At 63.9% G+C, this 21,190-nt stretch carries 17 protein-coding genes and 1 pseudogene; 4 read left to right on the top strand and 14 right to left on the bottom strand.

The features are described 5' to 3' along the window. Positions 1–3: 3 nt before the first annotated feature. Genes LRP30_RS27555 through LRP30_RS27530 form a run of 6 tightly spaced genes read right to left on the bottom strand, consistent with a single transcriptional unit; the run spans position 4 to position 6,371 of the window. Positions 4–765, bottom strand: a complete 762-nt coding sequence (locus LRP30_RS27555) for an SDR family oxidoreductase (protein ID WP_249756770.1) — start codon at positions 763–765, stop codon at positions 4–6. Next, complete coding sequence (locus LRP30_RS27550) at positions 762–1,610, bottom strand: sugar phosphate isomerase/epimerase family protein (RefSeq protein WP_249756769.1); 849 nt, start codon at positions 1,608–1,610, stop codon at positions 762–764. The genes LRP30_RS27555 and LRP30_RS27550 overlap by 4 nt, the downstream gene beginning before the upstream one ends. Further along, positions 1,607–2,371 carry an SDR family oxidoreductase gene (locus tag LRP30_RS27545; RefSeq protein ID WP_249756768.1) on the bottom strand — a complete coding sequence of 255 codons (765 nt, stop codon included), beginning with the start codon at positions 2,369–2,371 and terminating at the stop codon, positions 1,607–1,609. The genes LRP30_RS27550 and LRP30_RS27545 overlap by 4 nt, the downstream gene beginning before the upstream one ends. Beyond that, positions 2,364–3,053: an acylneuraminate cytidylyltransferase family protein gene (locus tag LRP30_RS27540; RefSeq protein ID WP_249756767.1), complete on the bottom strand. Its 690-nt coding sequence runs from the start codon at positions 3,051–3,053 to the stop codon at positions 2,364–2,366. The genes LRP30_RS27545 and LRP30_RS27540 overlap by 8 nt, the downstream gene beginning before the upstream one ends. Then, positions 3,053–4,972, bottom strand: coding sequence for an N-acetylneuraminate synthase family protein (locus LRP30_RS27535; protein ID WP_249756766.1), 1,920 nt, complete (start codon positions 4,970–4,972; stop codon positions 3,053–3,055). Before LRP30_RS27535 ends, LRP30_RS27540 begins: the two co-directional genes overlap by 1 nt. Before the next feature lie 22 nt (positions 4,973–4,994). Beyond that, positions 4,995–6,371, bottom strand: a complete 1,377-nt coding sequence (locus LRP30_RS27530; protein WP_249756765.1) for a CBS domain-containing protein — start codon at positions 6,369–6,371, stop codon at positions 4,995–4,997. Positions 6,372–6,554: 183 nt separating this feature from the next. On the opposite strand from LRP30_RS27530, the gene LRP30_RS27525 reads away from it, so the two are divergent. Beyond that, complete coding sequence (locus LRP30_RS27525; RefSeq protein WP_249756764.1) at positions 6,555–6,809, top strand: hypothetical protein; 255 nt, start codon at positions 6,555–6,557, stop codon at positions 6,807–6,809. Positions 6,810–7,105: 296 nt separating this feature from the next. Here the strand turns inward: LRP30_RS27525 and LRP30_RS27520 are convergent, their stop codons facing one another. Further along, positions 7,106–9,016, bottom strand: coding sequence for an SDR family NAD(P)-dependent oxidoreductase (locus LRP30_RS27520; RefSeq protein WP_249756763.1), 1,911 nt, complete (start codon positions 9,014–9,016; stop codon positions 7,106–7,108). 837 nt (positions 9,017–9,853) lie between these two features. Between LRP30_RS27520 and LRP30_RS27515 the strand changes: the two genes are divergently transcribed. Together LRP30_RS27515 and LRP30_RS27510 are read left to right on the top strand one after the other, a co-directional pair. Next, positions 9,854–10,912 (top strand): acyltransferase, encoded by a 1,059-nt coding sequence (locus LRP30_RS27515; RefSeq protein WP_249756762.1) that lies wholly within the window; start codon positions 9,854–9,856, stop codon positions 10,910–10,912. Positions 10,913–11,093: 181 nt separating this feature from the next. Next, on the top strand, positions 11,094–11,933 hold the full coding sequence (locus LRP30_RS27510) for a transposase (protein WP_249761839.1): 840 nt from the start codon (positions 11,094–11,096) through the stop codon (positions 11,931–11,933). On the opposite strand, the pseudogene LRP30_RS27505 reads toward LRP30_RS27510, so the two are convergent. Then, positions 11,837–12,508: pseudogene (locus LRP30_RS27505) on the bottom strand (AMP-binding protein); the annotation flags it as partial. The gene LRP30_RS27510 and the pseudogene LRP30_RS27505 overlap by 97 nt on opposite strands. Before the next feature lie 182 nt (positions 12,509–12,690). Between LRP30_RS27505 and LRP30_RS27500 the strand changes: the two are divergent. Beyond that, the gene (locus LRP30_RS27500; RefSeq protein WP_249756761.1) at positions 12,691–13,842 is read left to right on the top strand and encodes an AGE family epimerase/isomerase; all 1,152 of its coding nucleotides are present in this window, start codon (positions 12,691–12,693) and stop codon (positions 13,840–13,842) included. Between the two features lie 12 nt (positions 13,843–13,854). Here the strand turns inward: LRP30_RS27500 and LRP30_RS27495 are convergent, their stop codons facing one another. The 6 genes from LRP30_RS27495 to LRP30_RS27470 form a co-directional block, all read right to left on the bottom strand. Beyond that, positions 13,855–14,694: an ABC transporter ATP-binding protein gene (locus LRP30_RS27495; protein WP_249756760.1), complete on the bottom strand. Its 840-nt coding sequence runs from the start codon at positions 14,692–14,694 to the stop codon at positions 13,855–13,857. A 142-nt stretch (positions 14,695–14,836) separates the two neighbouring features. Beyond that, positions 14,837–16,120 (bottom strand): ABC transporter substrate-binding protein, encoded by a 1,284-nt coding sequence (locus LRP30_RS27490; RefSeq protein ID WP_249756759.1) that lies wholly within the window; start codon positions 16,118–16,120, stop codon positions 14,837–14,839. A 43-nt stretch (positions 16,121–16,163) separates the two neighbouring features. Continuing rightward, a complete protein-coding gene (locus tag LRP30_RS27485) occupies positions 16,164–17,237 on the bottom strand; it encodes a branched-chain amino acid ABC transporter permease (RefSeq protein ID WP_249756758.1) in 1,074 nt (357 codons plus the stop codon). A 3-nt stretch (positions 17,238–17,240) separates the two neighbouring features. Beyond that, complete coding sequence (locus tag LRP30_RS27480; RefSeq protein WP_249756757.1) at positions 17,241–18,134, bottom strand: branched-chain amino acid ABC transporter permease; 894 nt, start codon at positions 18,132–18,134, stop codon at positions 17,241–17,243. 220 nt (positions 18,135–18,354) lie between these two features. Beyond that, on the bottom strand, positions 18,355–20,286 hold the full coding sequence (locus LRP30_RS27475) for a long-chain fatty acid--CoA ligase (protein WP_249756756.1): 1,932 nt from the start codon (positions 20,284–20,286) through the stop codon (positions 18,355–18,357). Then, entirely contained in the window at positions 20,283–21,146 is an 864-nt protein-coding gene (locus tag LRP30_RS27470) for an ABC transporter ATP-binding protein (protein WP_249756755.1), read from the bottom strand. Before LRP30_RS27470 ends, LRP30_RS27475 begins: the two co-directional genes overlap by 4 nt. Positions 21,147–21,190 lie beyond the last annotated feature (44 nt).

Here is a 21,190-nt window from a genome sequence, read left to right as displayed (position 1 = left end):
TGTTCAGCTTTTGAGCTGGCCGCCGTCGGCCACCACGACGCTGCCGGTGATAAAGCCGGCGCGCGGCGAAGCAAGGAAGGCAACGACGTCGGCGATCTCCTCCGGAGTGCCGAGTCGGCGCAGCGCCACCTCGCGCTGGAGCATGTCGTCGACCGCCCGCTTGTTTTCGGCCATCTTGCGCGCCCAGGTGCCGTCCGGGCTCAAGATGTTCCCGGGGGCGACTGCGTTGATGCGTATGCCCTCCAGCGCCAGCGGCCGCGCCAGTCCGCGCACGGTCGCGTTCAGGGCCGCCTTCGCACCGTAGTAGGTCACGGGCGCGCCAAGCGCCGCCATGCCGGCGATCGACGAGATGCAAACGACCGCCCGGTCGCCGCTGCCGCCCGCCATCAGCGGCCGGGCCGCCTCGATCATGTTGGTCGCGGCGAACAGGTTGAGATTGATCACGCGCGACCATTCCGCCGCGGTTTCCTGGCCCGGCGGCACGGAGGCGCCGTTGCCGACATTGCAGATCAGGACATCGAGCCGGCCCCATTGCTTCTCGACGCTCGCGACCAGCGCCTTCGCCGCGGCCGCATCCGTGACGTCGGCAACATGGACCGAGGCGCTGCCACCGATCGCCGCCCGTGCGGCATCAAGCGCGTCGGCACCGCGCGCGGCGAGCGCGACCTTTGCGCCCTCGGCGACGAGCGTCGCTGCGATCGCAAGCCCGATGCCGCGGCTGGCGCCGGTGACGAGAGCGACGCGATCGTTCAGCTCGAGTTTCATCGCGCGGCGTCCTCAATCCAGCCGACCGTCATGTCGCGATATCTGGCCAGCGCGCCGGCATGATCGCCGTCGGCAGCGCGCGCGGTTTGCAGGATGTAGTGCCCCTTGTAGCCGGATCGCTCGATCAGCCGGATCGTCTTGGCGAGATCCGCATTGCCGGTGCCGAGTGGGACAGTGGTGCCGCCACGGATGCGGTCCTTGACGTGAACATTGAGGATGCGCGGCGCGTAAGCGCCGATCTCGTCGTCGCTGTCATAGTCGAGCGAGGCGCTGTTGCCGCTGTCGTAATTGATGCCGAACACGTCGGCCGGAAATGCCTCCATGAACCGGGCGAGCTCGCGCGGGGGCAGATCGGATTCGAAGACGATCTTGACGTTTCGCCTTGCAAGTGACTCCGAGCGCGCGAGCAGCACGCGCTTCAATGTATCGCTCTCGCTCTCGCGCTCGATCTTGCCGTTGTCGACCAGCGGGATCACGACGAATTCGATTCCGATGCGGCTACAGGCGGCGATGAGTAGGTCGAGGTCGGCGACGAGTGCATCGCGCACGACGGCATCGACCTTCCAGAACGGCGCCTGCATGAAGCAGTCGCCGGTCAGGCTCGGGATGCGCACGCCGTTCTCGCGCGACAGCGCTAGAATCTCCTGCTGTCCCGGCTCGGTCGTGAGCGGATTCTCGCGCAGCCGCTCCTGGTCGATGGTCCATTCCATCCGCGTCAGGCCGAGTTCCTTCGCGCGCGGGAATTCGTCACGCCATTCGTTCCACGGAAACGCCTGGATCTTGCCGTCGACGAGCGCCGACAAGCGTCCCTGCATGAAGCCGATGCGTTGCAGCGTTGCGGTCACGATTTGCTGTCCGAACTGATGGCGAGGCCTTTGGCGATCCAACCGCCGTCGACGAAGATCTCCTGGCCGGTCATATAGGCGGAGGCTTCCGATGCGAGGAAAACGGCGGCTCCCACCATGTCGGCGGGCTGCCCCCAGCGGCCGAGCATGGTGTGGCGGCGCCGATCCTCATGCATGACAGGATCGGCGAAACTCGTCGCGGTCATCTCGGTCGCGACATAACCCGGTGCAAGCGCGTTGACGCGAATGCCGTCGGGCCCATAGTCGGCGGCGAGCGCGCGCGTCAGCCCGGCTAGACCGGCCTTTGCCGCCACGTAGCCGGGATTGCCGGGAAAGCCGCGGACAGAATTGATGCTGGTGACGTTGACGATCGCAGCCGAGCCCGCGTTCTTCAGCAGCGGATGGGCGGCAAGGATCGTGGCATAGACTCCGGTGAGGTCGGTTGCGACCGTCGCACGGAACCGCGCGAGCTCGCTTTCGGCGCTTTGGGCGGGAAGACTGATGCCGGCGGCGTTCACGAGTGCGTCGATGCGTTCGCCTCGTGCCGCAATGATACGGAACGCGCTTTCTATCGCCGCATCATCGGAGAGATCGCAGGCAATGGCGCTCACGCTCTGCGGCGCGGTCCCGGACCGGCTGAGCCCGAACACCGTGGCCCCGGCATCTTGCAGGCCACTCGCAATCGCCGCGCCGATGCCGCGCGAGGCGCCGGTGACGACCGCGATCTTGCCTGCGAGGGAGAACGCGCCGAGATCAGGCATAACCGTAACTGCGCATGATGGCGGCGCATAGCTTGACGTCCTCGGGACGGTCGATCTGGAACATCTTGTGACGCTCCATCACGTGAAAGCCGATCTTGCCGCCGAGGCGATTGCTCTGCTCGCGCAGGAGTGAGGGAATGAGAACGTAGAACGAGCCGTTCTCCAGGTAGCGCTTTTCGATCTGTTGCCGCATCCGGCGATTGCGGAAATCGTAGTTGATCGGTTCCGGGCCGTTGGCGCCGATCCGCCAGTTGAAGTAATCCTCGACCTCGCAGACCGAGAGCAGGCTGTCGAGGTGCTCGCGGTCGAAGGTCTCCAGCGCCCGTTCGATGTCGGCGGATTCGCGGATCGGCGAGGTCGCCTGGAGCGCGACGATGCGCTCGAAGCGCCCGAGGCGCGCGTCGATGGCTTCGAGCGCGTGCAGCCAGGCGGATTCGGAGGAGGCGAGGTCGCCCGAAATGTCGTCGGGCCGGCGCACGCCGACGGCGCCGGCCGCTTCGGCCGCGGCGAGAATCTGGTCGCTGTCGGAGGAGACTGCGACCACATCGACACCGCGCGCGCCGCGTGCCTGCTCGACTGTCCAGGCGATCAGCGGCTTGCCGCAGAGATCGAGCAGGTTCTTGTGCGGGATGCCCTTGGAGCCGCCGCGTGCGGCGATCACGGCCAGCGTCTTGCGCGCCATCAGATGTGCCCCTCAAGACGCTCGAGCGCGGTCCAGAAGCCTTCGCCCATGTTCTTGTGGCCCTGCCATATCTCGGGAATGAACGACGCGGTCGGTGCATGCTTGCGCAGCACCTGTCCGATCTCGTCGAAATCGATCTCGCCGTCGCCGATCTGGAGGCCTTCGCCGTCGAGCCCCTTGGCGTCGCCGAAATGCAGATGCGCAGTGTGCGGTCCGAGCTGGGCGAGGCCTTGCGCGAAGTCGAAGCCGAAATGATTGGCAGCGAGCTTGGTGTGGGAGATGTCGACGCACATGCGCAGGTCATGCTTGGCGCAGAACGCAGCCGATTCCTCCGGGAAGATGAAGATGTTCTGGTGACGCTGGCCGCCGAAATGCCAGGGGAACGGCGCCATGGTCTGCGGCGTCAGCTCGACGCCGTCCATGTCGAGCTCCGTCAGGCTCTGGGCAAAGATGCGGTAACGCTCGGCCTTCGCTTCCGGTGGCAGCGGCTCGTCCATGGTGAAGCCGCCGATATTGGCGACGATCGGCGGACGCTTGGTCTTGGGAAAGAACTTCTTCAAGCCGCGGGTGATGTCGATCACCGCCTGCGTCTGCTCCAGCGAGTACCGCCGCAAAGCCTCGTCGGGAGTTGCGAGGTCCATCAGCTTGGAGCCGGCAAACAGCTCCGGCGCGTGCACGACGAAACCGAGATCATAGGTGCCGGAGAGATAGGCCGCGGGATCGCGCTCCATGTCGCTATAGCTGAGATGGAACTCGATGATGTCGGGCTCGCAAATCTCCAGGAAGCGCTCGGTGTCGTGATAGCGCACCGGCACGCCCCACGGGCGGTCGAAGCGGTAGCGCCGCGCTTTTGCGGCGCCTTCGTCGAGGTCGGTCTGGAAGAAATAGTCGTCGGCCGCCATCGTCCGCGTCAGCTTGCGGCCGAGCAGCGCCGGCATCTTCAGCGGCGACAGGCCCTGTCCCGGGCTCTTCACCGCAATGTCGCTCTCGGAGATCATCGTGCCGGCCGGAAGGTCGCGCGCGGCCACCAGGCTCTTCGCGAGATTTTCACGGTTGATCAACTCACCCTGACTTAGCGCGCGTTCTGCGAGCTTCTCGCCGCGCGCCGCCTCGACCTCGCGGATGCCGGAGACGAGTGCCTTGAATTCCTCGGGCTCGAGGCTCGCGGCATGATCGGGGCCTTCCATCTCGCGGTCGAGTGTGATGTGGCGCTCGATGACGACGGCGCCGAGGGCCACCGCGGCGGTCGAGACGGCGATGCCGCGCTCGTGGCCGGAATAGCCGACGGCGGGATGAATCTCGCGCAGCGTCTCCATGAAACGCAGGTGGATGTTGTGGAGCGCGGCAGGATAGGTGCTTTGGCAGTGCAGGAGCACATAGCCCGCATTGCGGTCGTCGAGGAATTTCGCCGCGGCCTTGATCTCGTCCGTCGTGCTCATGCCGGTCGAGACGATCAGCGTCTTGCCGGTGGCGGCGAGGCAGGCGAGCAGCGGCAGGTTGGTGAGATCGGCCGAGGCGACCTTGTAGGCCTGCACGCCGAAACCTTCGAGCACGGCGACGCTCTTCGCGTCCCAGGGCGTGCAGAGGTACTGGATCCCCTTCGCTGCGCAATACTCAGCGATCTTCTTCTGCTGCGCGGTCGGCAGTTCGAAGCGGCGCAGGAGATCGAGCGTATATTCGACGGCGAGGTCGTCGTCCTTTCCGGACAGGCTCGAGGCGCGATAGACCTCGTCGAGCTTGCGCATCTGGAATTTGGCGCAATCGGCGCCGGCCGCGACCGCGGCATCGACCAGCGCGATGGCGCGGTCGAAGTCGCCATTGTGGTTGTTGCCGATCTCGGCGATGACGTAGCAGGGTTGGCCATCGCCCAGAAGACGGTTGCCGATGCGGACCGGAGCAGGCTGTTTGGGCGATGTCATCAACATTCTCGTCTCAATTTCGTCAGGCCAGCCGCGCGGGAAAGCGCGACTTCCACGTCCGCAGCCCATTCTCCTCGAACATGATGCGCGAACAGCGATGTCCCTGCTGTTCCAGCGCGGCGATCAGCTGGTAGCGTTCGAACGGACGTACGAAGAACAGGAAGTAACCGCCGCCGCCGGCGCCCAGCAGCTTGCCGCCGACCGCGCCGTGCTGTTTGGCGAAATCGTAGATCGCATCGATCGCGTCCGACGAGATCTTCGAGCTCAGCTTGCGCTTGGCGTGCCAGGCCTCGTCGATCAGCCGGCCGCATTCCAGGAGCTGGCCGCGCAGCAGATGCCGCCGGATGTGGCGCGTCACTTCCTTCTGCTTGGCGGCCGCGGCGACCGCGTCGCTAGTCTCGTGCTGGGCCTTCTGGTCGCGGTGAATGGCGCCGGAATCGCGGCCCGAGCCCATGTAGCAGAGCACCAGGCTCTCTTCGAGCTCGGCGATGATGTTGGGATCGAGCCGAAGCGGCACGATGGTGTTCTGATCGGAGAAGAACTCCATGTGGTTGAAGCCGCCGAACACGGTGGCGTACTGATCCTGCCAGCCGCCGGGGATGTTGAGCATCAGCCGCTCGGCCTGGAACGCCATCTCCGCGATCTCGTGGCGGTCCCACTGATCCCCACGGAATTCATTGAAGCAGCCGATGATCGCGGACGAGACCACCGCCGAGCCGCCGAGACCGGAGCCGACCGGGAAGTCGGCCGACACTTCGAGCTCGAATCCGTAAGGCGGCTTGATCAGGCGCACGACCGACTTGATCAGCGCGAGGTCTCCGTCCGTTCCGAGCTCTGCGAGATTGTCAGCCTTAACTGTGCGGCGGAAGTCGTGCGAGTAGATCCGGATGCTGGGATCGCTCCGGCGCCGCAGCGTCGCGTGAGCGTACATCTTGATCGTGGCATTGATGACCGCGCCTCCGTCATTCGCCACGAAGTAATGCGTGAGGTCGGTGCCGCCACCGGAGAAGCTGATCCGCACCGGCGAGCGGGCGCGCGCGAACACCTCGCTCTCTTCCGACAGGTTGAACAGCTCGCGGCTGAACACGTCCACCAGCCGTCCCTCGCCATCGAGGATCGGCACCACGTGCACGCGCTGGTCGAGCAGCTTGAGGATCTGCTCGCGCGGTCCGCCGGTCCGTGCCCAGACAAAGTTGCGATTGATGCAAGAGGCAACCCGGTCCTGGATCGTGGTGCCGGTCAGCATGCGCCTACGGATGTCGCCGTCTGTCACCGCGCCGACGATCCGTCCGCTCGCGTCCTGCGCGAACAGGATACCAAGCATGTTCGCATTCAGGCGCCGGAAAGCTTCCTCAATGGTCTCGGTTTCGGCGATCGTGACGAGGGTTCGTTCAAACACGTTTTGGGATCCAGAAAGGGGTAATTCCAGGCCATATCGTTACAGGGGGTGGTAATAAGGGAGCGGCTGGGACGATGCAAGGTTCCTGCGCCAGGGGTATCACGCCAAAATGGCAGTGGTCAGGGGCTTCGGCAGCACAATGGCCAGCTTCTATAGAAGGCGCCCTGAAGGGGCCTACACGAGATGTATCTGATCGGAATCAGCTCGGGAATCAAGCACGGACACCATGATGGTGCGGAGGTGTTGCTGGACGGCGAGTTGATCGCAGCCGCGCAGGAGGAGAGTTTCACGCTTGATAGCAATCCCAGGCGGAGTGAGCACATCGAGCTCCCTGAAGGGCGCGCGACCATCACTTCTGCGGCCGTGCACGAGACGGTGCAAAAGGCGAGGTGGCGCGCGCAAACCATTGCTGTGCTGCGGGCCTGCGACTACCGTTGAGAACGCCCCGGTAGAGTTAGACCGCATGCCTCGTTGGTTGTGATGTACGCCCATCTCGCCAAATAACGACGGTGGACGCCGGCTAGGGCAGCTGCCAATTAGTTCCCGGAGACCGATCGATTCGATACGACCTCCTTCTCGATGCCATCCAAGCGGCATTGCGGACTGTCCATCCCGGGCAGCGAAGGCCACGCGTAAAGTGGCGGCCGATAAAACTGTTGGCTGCTGTTACCAGCACAACGGGCTCATTATCACTCATCGCTTGCTCGTTGTTTCACTGAATGGGTTACGCATTGTCAGGCCGCGGTCGACCCGAATTCGGGGACCGCATCCTTCAGGATGGTCCTGATGGTGGCGCGGTCGTCGCGCGCGATCGCCTGCTCGAGCGCCGCAATCCATTTGCGCAGGGTCTGCATCGGCGGCTCGTTCGGCTGCGCGGCCATGATGCCGGGGACGCCGATCTCGCGGGTCGGCTCCTCGGAGGCAAACAGGATCTCGTGCAGGCGCTCGCCCGGCCGCATGCCCGTGAACACGATATCGATGTCGTAGCCCGGCTGAAGCCCGGAGAGCCGGATCATGCGCTCGGCGAGATCGACAATCTTCACCGGCTGGCCCATGTTGAGCACGTAGACCGAGACGTCCGAATGCTGCGCTCCGAGCGCGTGCGTTGCCGCCGTGATGACGAGATCGCAGGCCTCGCGGATGGTCATGAAATAGCGGACCATGTCGGGATGCGTCACGGTCACGGGGCCGCCAGCCTCGATCTGGGCCTTGAATTTCGGCACCACCGAGCCGTTCGAGGCCAGCACATTGCCGAAACGGACCGAGATCAGCCGCATCGGCGGCTTGGCACCGCCGTTCGCTGCAGCAAGATCACGGTCGAGCGCCTGGCAGTACATCTCGGCGAAACGCTTGGTCAGGCCGAGCATCGACACCGGCTCGATCGCCTTGTCGGTCGAGATCATCACCATGGCTTCTGCGCCGGCGGCGAGCGCTGCGTCGGCCACATTCATGGAGCCGAAGATGTTGGTCTTGACGCCCTCGCTCCAGTCGCGCTCGAGAATCGGCACGTGCTTGAGCGCCGCGGCATGGAAGACCATGTCCGGCTTGAACTCCGCCATCAGACTCATGATGCGCTCGCGGTCGCGAATGTCGGCGATCCGCCCTTCAATCTGCGCCGCCGCATGCGCGGCGAGCGCTTCGGTGACCGCGTAGAGCGCCGGCTCGGAATTTTCCACGATCAGAAGACGCGCGGCGCCGAAGGCGACGACGCGCTCGCAGATCTCGGAGCCGATCGAGCCGCCGCCGCCGGTGACTATCACCGCCTTGCCCCTGATCAGGGTTTCGAGGCGCAGATAGTCGATCTTCTCGCTCGGCCGCAGCAGGAGGTCTTCGACCGCGACGGCCGTGAGCCGCGGCGTGTCGCCGCTCTCGAGCGAGGGCATGCGGTTGACGATCACGCCCAACTTGCGCGCCCGCATCAGGATCGATTCCGGACGCGCCTCCGGCTCGAACGCCGACGGTGTCATCACCAGGCGGGCGATCGGCTTGTTGCGCTTGGCGAAATCCGCGATGACGTCCTCGACATCGTCGATGCCGCCCAGCACCGGCAGGTTGCGGATGAACTGGCCTCGATCCGCAAGCGACGGCGACAACACGCCAACCGGCCAGATGCGCTTGATCGCCCCGCTCTCGATCCCACGTAGCAGCACCTCCGCATCCGCGGCGCGGCCGATCAGCAGCGTCGGCGCGGCATCATCGGTCCTCGCATGACGCCGCACCCGCGTATAGCGGAAATAGCGATAAGTCATGCGCAGCGCGCTGAGGAAGGAGATTTCCAGGAACCAGTAGAGGACGATCGTCACCTTGCCGAGGAAGAAGGCACCGCGAACGTTGGGCGCGACGAAGATGTAGTCGAGCACGAGCAAGGCAACCGTCAGCACGGTCGCCGCGCGAATGATGTTCAGCGCGTCCGGCAGCGAGATGAACCGCCATTTCGTCGTGGTCAGGTTCAAGACGAAGAACACGACCACGCTGAAGGCAAGAAAATAGGGCAGGATCTGGAACAGCAGCGGCAAGCGTTCGAAGAAGCCTTCGCCACCCTCGAATCGTAGATAAAAGGCGGCGAAAAGCGCCGCCGTGGTCGCCAGCAAGTCGTGGAGCGCGATCAGGAAATTGCGCAAATTGAGATGCGAAAGACGCGTCATCCGCCGACCGATGAAAACCCAGTTAGATGCAACCTGCCCGCGCTGATAACCCATCTCGGCGGGACATGCCAGCGGGGCATCGGGCATGTCGAGAGAGGTAGCAGTTCTTCCTGAGCTCACACACGCTACTCGGTTAACTCGAACTAGTCGCGGCGCTTTGGTGGCGAGCTGCTGGAGACCCATGACCAAGTGGAAGGCTCTCTGCCCGCCCAATTGAAGGCGATCGCCATGCCTCTGTATCGCGCCTCTTACGTGAAGGTACGCCAGAGGGGCGCATCGGTCGTTCGCGGCGGGCCTCCATAGCGGCTTATATGGAAGGGCAACCCGAGTGAAACGTGAATGCATGGAGCCACCCCTTCGTATCAGGGACGATTTGTTTAGCGCCGGGGCTTGGGGACTCCTGCGGCTTAGTCTTTATCAAAGTCCTAGGTTGGGGGGCCCTTGGGACGCGCTTAGTGTCGATCGCGTGCACCACGTTATCCTGGTCCGGATCCAGGTCTGGAAGCTCGCCGAGTGCTTTCGTCTCTAATGGAACCGTTGCTTGCTTTACGACGATTTGGCCATTTTCATTCACTTGGGCATACAAGTGTTCAAGCTAGGCGCAGAACGCGAGGTTATACATCGATCTCCGTTGGCTCCTGAAGATCGGTGCTTCCTGGTATTTGCACGCCCGATAAATTCGGCCTCACGGGTCAGCTTGGCTTCAAACCAGCGGCCAGCGTTCGCGAGAGTTAGCGCGTTGAGGCTCCGAAGAAAAAGCTGCAGAAGACAGGCTATGAATTGCTCTAGTTGGGGTAGTGAGTTAGGTTCGCCGCTCCTGCGGATGGGGAGCGAGCTTTGAAATCTGAAAGATCGGTGGGGATCGACTGTCTACGGGCAGTCGCGATAATTTGGGTTCTACTCTACCATTTCGTGCCGATTTCCCTGTTTAATCGGGGAACTCATGGCGTTCTGCTGTTCTTCATTATCAGCGGATATTGCATCTCACTTAGCGCAGAGCACTCACGCTCGGCCTGGCACTTCTATTGCAAGCGTGTTGGCCGGCTCCTGCCGGCCCTCGTCATCTGCGGCTTCGTCACCACCGCGTTCAAACATACGGCACCACACCTCATTGAGTCTTCGCGCTTGCTGCCCTGGCGCGACTACGCCTACACATTAATTGCACTCCCCACTCTCAACGTGCTCCGCATCGACTATTCTCCGCCGGATTGGGCGTACTGGTCGCTGATAGTCGAGTTTCAGTTCTACGTGCTGTGCGCCGCAATCGTCGCAGTAGGGCTGCGGAGCTTTCTGCTGCCCGCGGTCGGCGTCTGGTGCCTCGCCCGCTTTGCGCTATCAGACCCAGATACATACTCCACGAACGACTTCTTCGCCTTCTTCCTTGCCGGGCTCAGCATAGCCGCGTTGGCAGCAGGCCATCGCAAGCAGGCGCTGTTCGGACTAGCAACGGCGCTGTTCCTAGAATGCGCCCATGAACTGCTGCACTACAACCAGCCATCTGTCCCGATGGAAGGCTGGCGGCTCGTGACCCTCATTGTCGGAACTCTTGCTGTGTTTCTAGCCTCACAATACGAGGCACCGCGCTGGCTGCGTCCCGTCGCCTTTATCGGCCTGATCAGCTATCCGCTTTACCTGATCCATCAGGACGTCGGAAAGATGATCCTTCACGCCTTGCATATCGGCGACGATCTGCCGGCCGATCTGCTCGTGCGAGCCTTTGCCCTTCCAGCTGTTCTCGGGGCGGTTTCATGGCTCGTCTACCATTTTGTGGAGCAGCCCTACACCAAGCCGCTCACAGCGTTCCTGCGAGACCCGATTTATGGGTTTAAGACGATTTGGGGCGGACTACGAGCCGTCACTAGTGCGAGCGGAACAGTTGGAATCAAAAAAGAATAGGGGACTACAGGCGGCCCGCGCGATTGCCGCGCTCAGTGTTGCCTACTTTCACTCTTACATCGCGCTCCGAGCCTTCCCCGAAAGTAGTCAACTTACGCTTTGGCCACTCAAGGAATATGGTTTGAACCTCCTCCGAATGAGTGGACACCTGTAGTAGGCTCATTGAGCCCGGAGGTGTCGAATGGAACGTCAACGTCGGTCATTTACCGAAGAGTACAAGCGCCAGGCCGTTGAGCTGGTGGTGTCGAGCGGTCGCTCGATCACGTCGGTAGGCAAGGAACTCGGGCTGCGCGACTCGGTGCTGCGGCGCTGGGTGGATAAGGCCGGGCAGCAGCCGGCATCGGCGGCGTGGCGCCCCACCACGCAGGCGACGCCGATGTCGGCGGACCAGGCTTCGGAGATCGCCCGGTTGCGCCAGGAGAACGAACGGCTGCGCATGGAGCGCGACATGAGCGGGCCACATGATTACCGCTCGTCCGCGATCACCTTGCCGTCGTTCGGCAGCACGCCGGGGCTGACCAGCTCGACATTGCCGCCGAGCTTCGTCACAGCACGCAAGGTGCTGGCGATCTCCTCGCGCAACGTGTCACTAGCAGCCGTCGTTTCCGCTTTCAGTGTCATTGCGTCGGTCTCGCCCTGGCGCGTGACGATGAGGCGTAGTCGTCCGAGCGCGGAATGGCGCTTGCCGATCTCGGCGATCTGCTCGGGGCGGATGAACATGCCCTTGACCTTGGTGGTCTGGTCGGCGCGGCCCATCCATCCCTTGATGCGCATGTTGGTACGCCCGCACGGGCTCGGGCCGGGCAGGGTCGCGGTGAGGTCGCCGAGCGCGAGCCGGATCCAGGGATGGTGCGGGTCGAGCGAGGTGACGACGATCTCGCCGACATCGCCCGGCGCAACCGGATCCCCGGTGCCGGGCTTGACGATCTCCAGGATCAGGTCCTCGTTCACGACCATGCCCTCACGGGCCTCGGTCTCGAAGGCGATCACGCCGAGATCGGCGGTGCCGAACGCCTGGTAGGCGTCGATGCCGCGCGCCTTTATCTCGGCCTGGAGCGAGGGCGGAAACGCCGCGCCCGAGACCAGGGCGCGCTTGATGGAGGAGACGTCACGGCCGGCGCTTGCTGCGGCATCGAGCAGGATCTTCAGGAAATCCGGCGTGCCGCTGTAGCCGACCGGCCGGTAAGCCTCGATCAGCTCGAACTGCTGTTCGGTATTGCCGGGACCCGCCGGAATCACGGCGCAACCGAGCGCGCGTGCCGATGCATCGAAGATGAAGCCGCCCGGGGTGAGGTGGTAGCTGAAGGTGTTGAGGACGATGTCGTCGGGGCGGAACCCAGCTGCGAACAGCGCCCGTGCGCCGCGCCAGGGGTCGGCCTGGCGCCCCTCCGGCTCGAAAATGGGCCCAGGGGAGGTGAAGAGGCGGGCGAACGACCCCGGCGCGGCCGCCACGAAGCCGCCGAAGGGCGTGGAGGCCTTGTGCAGGGCCGGCAGTTCCGACTTGCGCAGCACCGGTAGGCCCGCCAGTGCCTCTCTCGACCTCACTGAGGCGGGGTCGAGCCCCCTCAGCCGCTCGGCATAAGCTGGAGCGGCCATCGCGCCGCGCAGGACCTCCGGCAGCCGGGAAAACAGCTCGGCCTCGCGCGCGCCCTGGTCGCGCGTCTCGAGGGCGTCGTAATGGGCGGTCATGGCTGATCTTTCCGGGTTGGCATGGTCCGTTGCACGCCGCCGCTGGCATCGGTATCAGACGGCCATTGGCGAGGCTTGAAGAGGACCTGATGGCGGACGAAGGAATTATTGCGGCGAACGAGGCGACGGACGTCGTCGCGCGCCTGAAACGCCGCATGATCGAGGAGGCGCTGCCGCTGTGGTCGATCGTCGGCTGGGATCACGCCACGGGCGGTTTCATCGACCGGCTGCACCGCGACGGCACGGCGGACGTGGCGGCGCCGCGGCGCGTGTTCGTGCAGGCGCGCCAAATCTACTGCTACGCCAAGGCCGCACAGATGGGCTGGTACCTCGACGGGCGCGCCATCGCGCTGAAGGGGTTGGAGCATCTGCTGGCCAGAGCGAAAGCGCCTGACGGCCGGCCCGGCTATGTGCACCGGCTGACGCCGGAGGGGGCGGTGCTGGATGCGCGGCGCGATGCGTACGATCACGCCTTCATCCTGTTTGCCCTCGCGACGGTGTACGCGCTCGAGCGGGATGCGCAGGTCCGCGCCGAGATCGACGCGCTGCTCGCCTTTCTCGACGGGCATCTGCGCTCGCCGCATGGTGGAGTGCACGAAGGCCTTCCGGTCTTGCTGCCGCGCCGACAGAACCCGCACATGCATCTGTTCGAGGCAATGATCGCGTGCTTCGACGCCACCCACGATCTGTCGTTCCAGAACCGCGCCGGCGAGTTCTTTGCGCTGTTCCTCGCCAATCTCTATGACAAGCGGAAGTGCGTGCTCGGCGAATATTTCGAGGAGGACTGGTCGAAGATCGAGCCCATCAGCGTCGAGCCCGGTCACCAGGCGGAATGGGTCTGGCTTCTGAAGGGTTTCGAACGCATCACGGGATGCCCGACCGGGCAGCGGCGCGCCGAACTGCTGGCGACCTCGCTGCGCTACTGCGACGAGGCTACGGGCTGCCTGATCGACGAGGGCGATGACGCCGGCAACATCCGCCGCAGCACGCGTCGGCTGTGGCCGCAGACCGAGATCGCGAAAGCGTGGATCGCGCAAGCCGAGTCCGGCGAGGCGGGCGCGGCTGATGAAGCGCGCGCAGCGCTGTTGAGGCTCGAACGGCATTATCTCAGCCATCCCGTGAAGGGCGGCTGGTACGATCAGTTCGACCGCGACGGCAAATCGCTGATCGACACCATTCCTGCGTCGTCGTTCTATCATGTTCTCTGCGCAGTCACGGAAGCGGAACAGGTGCTGGGCTAGGCTCGTCGTGGATCACAGCCAGCGCTTGCGCCGCTTGAAGCTCTTCAGGTTCTTGAAGCTCTTGCGCTGGTCGCCGGCGCCGCCGAGGTAGAATTCCTTGACGTCCTCGTTGTCGCGCAATTCGTCCGCGGTGCCGTCGAGCACGACCTTGCCTTGCTCCATGATGTAGCCGTGGCTCGCCACCGAGAGTGCGGCGCGCGCGTTCTGCTCGACCAGCAGGATGGTGACGCCGAGGTCGCGGTTGATCTTCTGGATGATCGAGAACACCTCCTTCACCAGCAGCGGCGACAGCCCCATAGACGGCTCGTCCATCAAGATCATCTTCGGACGCGCCATCAGCGCGCGGCCGATCGCAAGCATCTGCTGCTCACCGCCGGAGAGATAACCGGCAAGGCCGGTGCGTTCCTTCAGGCGCGGGAAGTAGTTGAAGACCATGTCGAGGTCGGCATCGACCTCGCGGTCCCTGCGCGTGAAGGCGCCGAGCCTGAGGTTCTCCAGCGAGGTCATGTCGGCGACGATGCGCCGGCCCTCCATCACCTGGAAGATGCCGCGGCGCACGATCTTGTCGGGATCGATGCCGTTGATGCGGTCGCCCTCGAACAGGATCTCGCCACGCGTGACCTCGCCGTCCTCGGTCTTGAGTAGGCCCGAGATCGCCTTCAGCGTCGTCGACTTCCCGGCGCCGTTGGCGCCTAACAGCGCCACGATCGCGCCCTTGGGCACATCGAGGCTGAGCCCGCGCAGCACTAGGATAACGTCGTCATAGACGACCTCGATGTTGCGCACGCTGCGGTGGGGGGGGGCGGGCACGATGCTGGGGTTGGGGCGCGTTGCTTCGGCGGTCTGGCTCATGCTTCATAACTCTCCACTGTCGTCGCCCGGCTTGACCGGGCGACCCAGTATTCCAGAGACGCCGAAGTTTCACGGATATGCGGCGTACTGGATCCCCCGCCTTCGCGGGGGATGACGATGGTGCGTGAGGCGAGCCGCGGGCTCACCACCCCAGCAATTCCGGCTTGCGCGGCAGTTCGACGGTCTTGACCTTCTCGAGCTTGATCGTGCCCTTGGCCATGAGGTCGTTGAGGTCGCCGTCGGTCGCACCTGAGACTTTGGTGCGATAGAGGTCGACCTTCAGCGTGCCGCGGTGGTCCTTGTCGGTCCAGGTCGAGGGATTGCAGACGCCGTCCATCCCGGCCGGCACCCAGTTCTTCTTCTGGTAGAAGCCCTTGGCGACGTTCTCCCCGGTGGCGCCGCCGTTCTTGGCGGCCCAATCGAGCGCTTCTTTCATGTACAGCGCCGAGCAGACGGCCGCGACGTAGTGCACGGGGCGATAGACCTTGCCGGTGGGATCGGACATCTTGGAGATCTCCATCAGGGTCTTCATGCCGGGCGCATCGCCGCCCCAGCTCACAGCGGTGCGCAGCGGGAAGATCACGCCGTTCGCAGCATCGCCCGCGGTCTTGGCGGCGTTCTCGTCCATGCCCCAAACATTGCCGAGGAACTGGACCTCGACGCCCGCGGTCTTGCAGGCCTTCATCACCGAGATGTTGGAGGCCGCGGTGTTGCCGAGATAGGCGTAGTTGGCGCCCGAAGATTTCAGGCTGAGGCACTGTGCGCTGTAGTCACCCGGCGCGAGCGCGAACACCAGCGGCGGCAGCACCTCGAAGCCGAGCTCCTGTGCCATGGCTTCGCCGGCGGCCTTAGGCGCGTTCGGATAGGGATGGTTGGCGCCCATGTGCACGAATTTCGGCTTGCCGGACTTGCCCTTGGCCTTCCAGTCCTCGGCCGCCCACATCAGCATCGCGCGCAGCGAATCCGAATAGCTCGGGCCATAGAAGAAATTGTAAGGAGCGGGCTTGGCCTTGCCGCTGACGCCTTCGGGATCGGTCAGCGCGGCGGCATAGGAGCCGGACATGTCGGGAATCTTGTCCTGTGCGAGGAAGCCGGTCAGCGCCTCGGTGTCCGCGGTGCCCCAGCCCATGATCGCAGCGACTTTCGAGTCCGGCGCCGACCACTTCTTGTAGAGCGCGATCGCCCGCGGCACCTGGTAGCCATAGTCGTTGGTGTCGACGTTGAGCTGCTTGCCACCGACGCCGCCGTTCTTGTTGACCCAGGCGAAGGTATCGGCGACGGCCTGTCCATAGGGCGTGCCGACATCGGAGGTGCCGCCGGAATAATCGGCAAGATGTCCGAGCGCGATCTGCGCCTGCGCGCCTGCCGAGAACGCGGCGATCGCAAGCGCGAGTGATGCGGTGCTCAAAAGGGACTTCATCGTCATGGGGTCGGTTCCTCCTGTTATTGTTTAAGTGAAGTTTCCGCACTCAATGCGAGAACGGGTAGAGTTTCCAATAAGCCTTGATCTGCCGCCAGCGATGCGCGAGCCCATCGGGCTCGAACATCAGGAACGCGATGATGATCACCCCGATCGCGATCTCGCGCAGGAAGGTGATGTTGGTGTTGAGGGAGAGCGCCTTGTCGATCGCGCCGCCCTTCAAATGCAGGCTGAGGAATTCCATCGATTCCGGCAACAGCACCACGAAGGCGGTTCCCATCAGCGTGCCCATGATCGAGCCGGTGCCGCCGATAATGATCATGGCCAGGAACAGGATCGAGCGCTCGATGCCGAAACCTTCCTGGGAGACCACGAGCTGGTAATGCGCATAGAGCGCACCGGCGATGCCGGCGAAGAACGCGGCGAGGCCGAACGACAGCGTGCGGTACTTGGTGAGGTTGATGCCCATGATCTCCGCCGAGAGATAATGGTCGCGGATCGCCACCAGCGCGCGGCCGTCCCGCGTGCGCATCAGATTGGTGACGAGGATGTAGCTCGCCAGCACATAGGCCAGCACGACGTAGAAATACTGCCTGTCGCCGCGTAGCGTGTAGCCCAGAATCGAGAACGGCTCGGCGCTCGCCGGCACCGATCCGCCCGAGAACCATTCGGCGCGCGAGAAGAAGTCGAGCAGGATGTATTGCGCGGCCAGCGTCGCGATGACGAGATAGAGCCCCTTCAACCGCGCCGCCGGAATACCGAAGATCAGCCCGACCAGCGCGGTGACGATGCCGGCGAGCGGGATTGCGAAGAACACCGGAATCGGCGCGTTGTTGGAGATATAGGCCGAGGTGAAGGCGCCGAGCAGGAAGAACGCGGCGTGGCCGATCGAGATCTGGCCGGTGAAGCCGACCAGGATATTGAGGCCCAACGCCGCGATCGAGAAGATGCCGATCTGGATCAAAATGCTGAGCCAGTAGCCGCTGAAGAATTGCGGTGCGAGGCACAGCAGCAGCACGCCGGCGATCGCAAAATTGCGGCTGGTCGTGGTCGGGAAGATCGTGGTGTCCGCGGCGTAAGTGGTGCGGAAATCACCAGCGGGGATGAGGGTAGGGCCGGCCATGGGTCAGATCCGCTCGATGTCGTGGGTGCCGAACAGGCCGTAGGGCTTGATCATCAGCACGATGATGAGGACGTAGAACGGCGCGATCTCGTAGAGATTGCCCCAGTGCAGGTACTCGCTGTCGACATATTGCGCGACGTTTTCGAGTAGCCCGATGATGATGCCGCCGAGAACGGCGCCGCCGACGGAATCGAGCCCGCCGAGGATCGCCGCCGGAAATACTTTTATGCCGTAGGCCGCAAGGCCCGAGGATACGCCGTTCACGACTGCAACGACGACGCCGGCGACGGCCGACACAGTCGCCGAGATCGCCCAGGCCATCGCGAACACGCTTTTCACGGAAATGCCGAGCGACTGCGCGACCTGCTGGTTGAATGCGGTGGCCCGCATCGCAAGGCCATATTTGGAGGCGCGGAAGAACCATGCCATGCCGATCATCATCGCGACCGACACTACGAGGCTCATGACGTAGACGGTCTGGATCTGGAGGCCGAACAGGCTGACCGATTGGCTCTCGAACACGCGCGGGAACGGCTGCGGATTGACGCCGAACATCCATTTCAGCGTCGCCTGGAGCACGGTCGAGAGGCCGATCGTCACCATGATCACCGAGATGATGGGCTCGCCGATCATCGGTCGCAGGATCAGGACCTGGACCGCGATACCGAACACGAACATGAACACCAGCGTGATCGGCATGCCGATCCAGAACGGCACGTGGTATTTCGCCAGCAGCGCCCAGCACACCCAGGCGCCGACCAGCAGCAGCTCGCCTTGCGCGAAATTGACGACCTGCGTCGCCTTGTAGATCAGCACGAATGACATCGCGACCACGCCATAGAGCGTGCCGACCACGAGGCCGTTGACCAGGAGCTGGAAGAGGAAGGCGGTGTTCATGCAGATATGCTCGCTGACAAATCCGGCGCGCTCTTCCCCTCTCCCCTTGTGGGAGAGGGTGGCTTCGCGAAGCGAAGAAGGATGAGGGGTTGTCTCGGCAGCAACGGTGTGGAGAGAGGACCCCTCACCCGAGTGAGGGTGTGGTTGGCTGCGGAGATGCCCTCTCCCACAAGGGGAGAGGGCGCATCGGTCGGAATCGCGCGCTGGGTCGGAAGCGAGCTCACTCCGCAGCCTCCGCCATGTGCCCATGTCCGTCCAGGTCCACCACGCGCAGCGTCGTGCGGACGCGCTGCGTGGTGCCGTCCTGGAAGCGGATCACGGTGTCGACGGGGATGTCGGCATCGCCGCGGTAGATGGCGTCGATGATGCCTGCGTATTTCTCGTTGATGACCCCGCGACGCACCTTGCGGGTGCGGGTGAGCTCGCCGTCGTCGGCATCCAGCTCCTTGTAGAGCAGCAGGAAGCGTGAGATGCGCTGGGCAGGCGGCAGCGTGGCGTTGACGGTCTCGACCTCCTTCTGAAGCAGCGCGTAGATCTCAGGCCGCGAGGCGAGGTCGCTGTAGGTCGTGAACGAGAGTCGGTTCTTCTCCGCCCATTTCGAGATGATGGAGTAGCGGATGCAGATCATGGCGGCGAGCGCGTCGCGGCCGGCGCCCAGCACCACGGCCTCCGCGATATAGGGCGAGAACTTCAGCTTGTTCTCGATGAATTGCGGCGAGAAGCGCTCGCCGCGCGAGGTCTCGGCGAGATCCTTGATGCGGTCGATGACGACGAGCTGACCGTTGTCATTGAAATAGCCGGCATCGCCGGAACACATCCAGCCGTCCTTGATGTCGGCGACGCTGGCCTCGGGGTTCTTGTAATAGCCGAGGAACATGTTGGGGTGCCGCACCACGATCTCGCCGACGCCATGAACGTCGGCACTGTCGATCCGGATCTCGACGCTGTCGGCCATCGGTACGCCTGTCGTGTCAGGATCGACCTTGCCCTCGGGGTGCAGCGTATAGGCCCCTAACAGCTCGGTCTGGCCGTAGAGCGTGCGTAACGGCACACCCATCGCCTGGAAGAACTTGAAGGTATCAGGGCCGAGCGCCGCGCCGCCGGTCGCCGCCGAGCGCAGGCGAGTGAAACCGAGCCGGTCGCGCAGCGCGCGGAACAGGATCGCATCGGCAAAACCCGAGCGCTTGCCCTGCGCGAGTGCGGTCAGTCCCGATTTCATTCCGACGTCGAACAGGCGCTGCTTCAACGGCGTAGCGTCCATCACCTTGGCGCGGACATCAGCGGCGATCGATTCCCAGACGCGCGGCGCGAACAGTACGAACGTCGGCGCGATCTCGCGCAGATCGTTCATCATCGTATCGGGCTCTTCGACGAAGTTAATCTTCATCCGGCACAACAGGCCTTTGCCGAGCACGTAAACCTGTTCCATGATCCAGGGCAGCGGCAGCACCGAGACGTACTCGTCCTCAGGTCCCTTCGGATCGAAGGCGAGATAGGTGGCGCAATGGCCGAGCACGCGCCCGGCGGCGAGCATCGCGAGCTTCGGGTGTGAGGTGGTGCCCGACGTCGTGCAGAGGATCGCGACGTCCTCGCCCTTGGTTGCATCCACGAGCCGGTCGTAAAGCTCCGGCTCCCGAGCGGCGCGCGTGCGGCCGAGCTCGGCGAATTTTTCGGCTGACATCAGCCTGGGATCGTCATATTTCCGCATGCCGCGCGGATCGGAATAGATGATGTGCTTCAGCTTCGGAACGCGCTCGGCAAGCACGAGCAGCTTGTCGACCTGCTCCTCGTCCTCGGCGAAGACGAGCCGTGCCTCGCCATAGGTCAGGAGATAGGCGGCTTCCTCATCCAGCACGTCGCGATAGAGCCCGAGGCTCAGCCCGCCAACGGCATGGGTCGCGACTTCCGCCGCGACCCAGTCCGGCCGGTTGTCGCCGATGATGCCGATGACGTCGCCGCGGCCGAGGCCAAGCTCGACGAGCCCGAGCGCGAAGTCGCGCACCCGCATCTGGTAGTCGTTCCAGGTGAACAGGCGCCAGAGCCCGAGATCCTTCTCGCGCAGCGCGATCTCGCTGCCATGCTCCTTCGCGTTGAGCCGGAGCATCTTGGGATAGGTGTCGGCCTGCGCAACGCGTCCTGCGTAATCCATCATGCCGCGCTCTCCTGCGCCGGCGGGGCGTCGTCCGGATCGACCAGCACCTCGTCTTCCTCACCAAGGTAGGCGCGTTTGACGTGGGGATCGGCGAGGACCGCCGCGGGATCGCCTTCGGCGATCTTCTTGCCGAAATCCAGCACCATGACGCGGTGGGAGATGTCCATCACCACGCCCATGTCGTGCTCGATCATCACCACCGTCATCCCGAACTCCTCGTTGAGATCGACGATGTAGCGGGCCATGTCCTCTTTCTCCTCGAAGTTCATGCCGGCCATCGGCTCGTCGAGGAGGATGAGGCGGGGCTCCAGCGCCATGGCGCGGGCGAGCTCCACGCGCTTGCGCAGGCCGTAGGAAAGGGTGCCGGCGGTGGCTTTTCGCACCGATTGGAGATCGAGGAAGTCGATGATCTCCTCGACCTTGCGGCGGTGGTCGAGCTCCTCCTTGCGCGCGCCGGTGAGCCAGTACAGCGAGCCCGTGAGGAAATTGTTCTTCAGCAGGTGATGGCGGCCGACCATGACGTTGTCGAGCACGCTCATGTGGTGGAACAGCGCCAGATTCTGGAAGGTGCGGCCGATGCCGAGCGAGGCGCGGGCAGTCGGCGTCAAACCGGTAATGTCGCGGCCCTGGTAGTAGAGCTGGCCTTCGGTCGGCTTGTAGCGACCGGAAATACAGTTCACGATCGAGGTCTTGCCGGCGCCGTTGGGGCCGATGATCGAGAACAACTCGCCTTCCCTGATGGCGAAGCTGACATCGGTCAGCGCACGGACGCCACCGAATCGCAAGGACACGCCGCGCACTTCGAGACTAGCCACAAACAAATCCCTCCCGGTGATGGCGCATTCAGTGGCGCTCTTCATCCGTTGTTTTCGAACGATCCTAGTACGGTCGTCCCGGTGAGGCC

It is taken from the genome of Bradyrhizobium sp. C-145 (assembly GCF_023375135.1).
In the GTDB taxonomy this organism is placed as follows: domain Bacteria; phylum Pseudomonadota; class Alphaproteobacteria; order Rhizobiales; family Xanthobacteraceae; genus Bradyrhizobium; species Bradyrhizobium zhanjiangense.
The sequence above is the reverse complement of the archived record's forward strand: the minus strand, read 5'-3'. Positions and strand labels throughout refer to the sequence as shown.

What these genes read in the sequence shown, in the direction of transcription:
- LRP30_RS27540 (WP_249756767.1), bottom strand. Translation starts at nt 3,053, where the DNA reads ATGGCGCGCAAGACGCTGGCCGTGATCGCCGCACGCGGCGGCTCCAAG.
- LRP30_RS27485 (WP_249756758.1), bottom strand. Translation starts at nt 17,237, where the DNA reads ATGGCCGGCCCTACCCTCATCCCCGCTGGTGATTTCCGCACCACTTAC.
- LRP30_RS27475 (WP_249756756.1), bottom strand. Translation starts at nt 20,286, where the DNA reads ATGATGGATTACGCAGGACGCGTTGCGCAGGCCGACACCTATCCCAAG.
- LRP30_RS27545 (WP_249756768.1), bottom strand. Translation starts at nt 2,371, where the DNA reads ATGCCTGATCTCGGCGCGTTCTCCCTCGCAGGCAAGATCGCGGTCGTC.
- LRP30_RS27525 (WP_249756764.1), top strand. Translation starts at nt 6,555, where the DNA reads ATGTATCTGATCGGAATCAGCTCGGGAATCAAGCACGGACACCATGAT.
- LRP30_RS27495 (WP_249756760.1), bottom strand. Translation starts at nt 14,694, where the DNA reads ATGAGCCAGACCGCCGAAGCAACGCGCCCCAACCCCAGCATCGTGCCC.
- LRP30_RS27555 (WP_249756770.1), bottom strand. Translation starts at nt 765, where the DNA reads ATGAAACTCGAGCTGAACGATCGCGTCGCTCTCGTCACCGGCGCCAGC.
- LRP30_RS27520 (WP_249756763.1), bottom strand. Translation starts at nt 9,016, where the DNA reads ATGACGCGTCTTTCGCATCTCAATTTGCGCAATTTCCTGATCGCGCTC.
- LRP30_RS27490 (WP_249756759.1), bottom strand. Translation starts at nt 16,120, where the DNA reads ATGACGATGAAGTCCCTTTTGAGCACCGCATCACTCGCGCTTGCGATC.
- LRP30_RS27500 (WP_249756761.1), top strand. Translation starts at nt 12,691, where the DNA reads ATGGCGGACGAAGGAATTATTGCGGCGAACGAGGCGACGGACGTCGTC.
- LRP30_RS27480 (WP_249756757.1), bottom strand. Translation starts at nt 18,134, where the DNA reads ATGAACACCGCCTTCCTCTTCCAGCTCCTGGTCAACGGCCTCGTGGTC.
- LRP30_RS27470 (WP_249756755.1), bottom strand. Translation starts at nt 21,146, where the DNA reads ATGAAGAGCGCCACTGAATGCGCCATCACCGGGAGGGATTTGTTTGTG.
- LRP30_RS27510 (WP_249761839.1), top strand. Translation starts at nt 11,094, where the DNA reads ATGGAACGTCAACGTCGGTCATTTACCGAAGAGTACAAGCGCCAGGCC.
- LRP30_RS27535 (WP_249756766.1), bottom strand. Translation starts at nt 4,972, where the DNA reads ATGACATCGCCCAAACAGCCTGCTCCGGTCCGCATCGGCAACCGTCTT.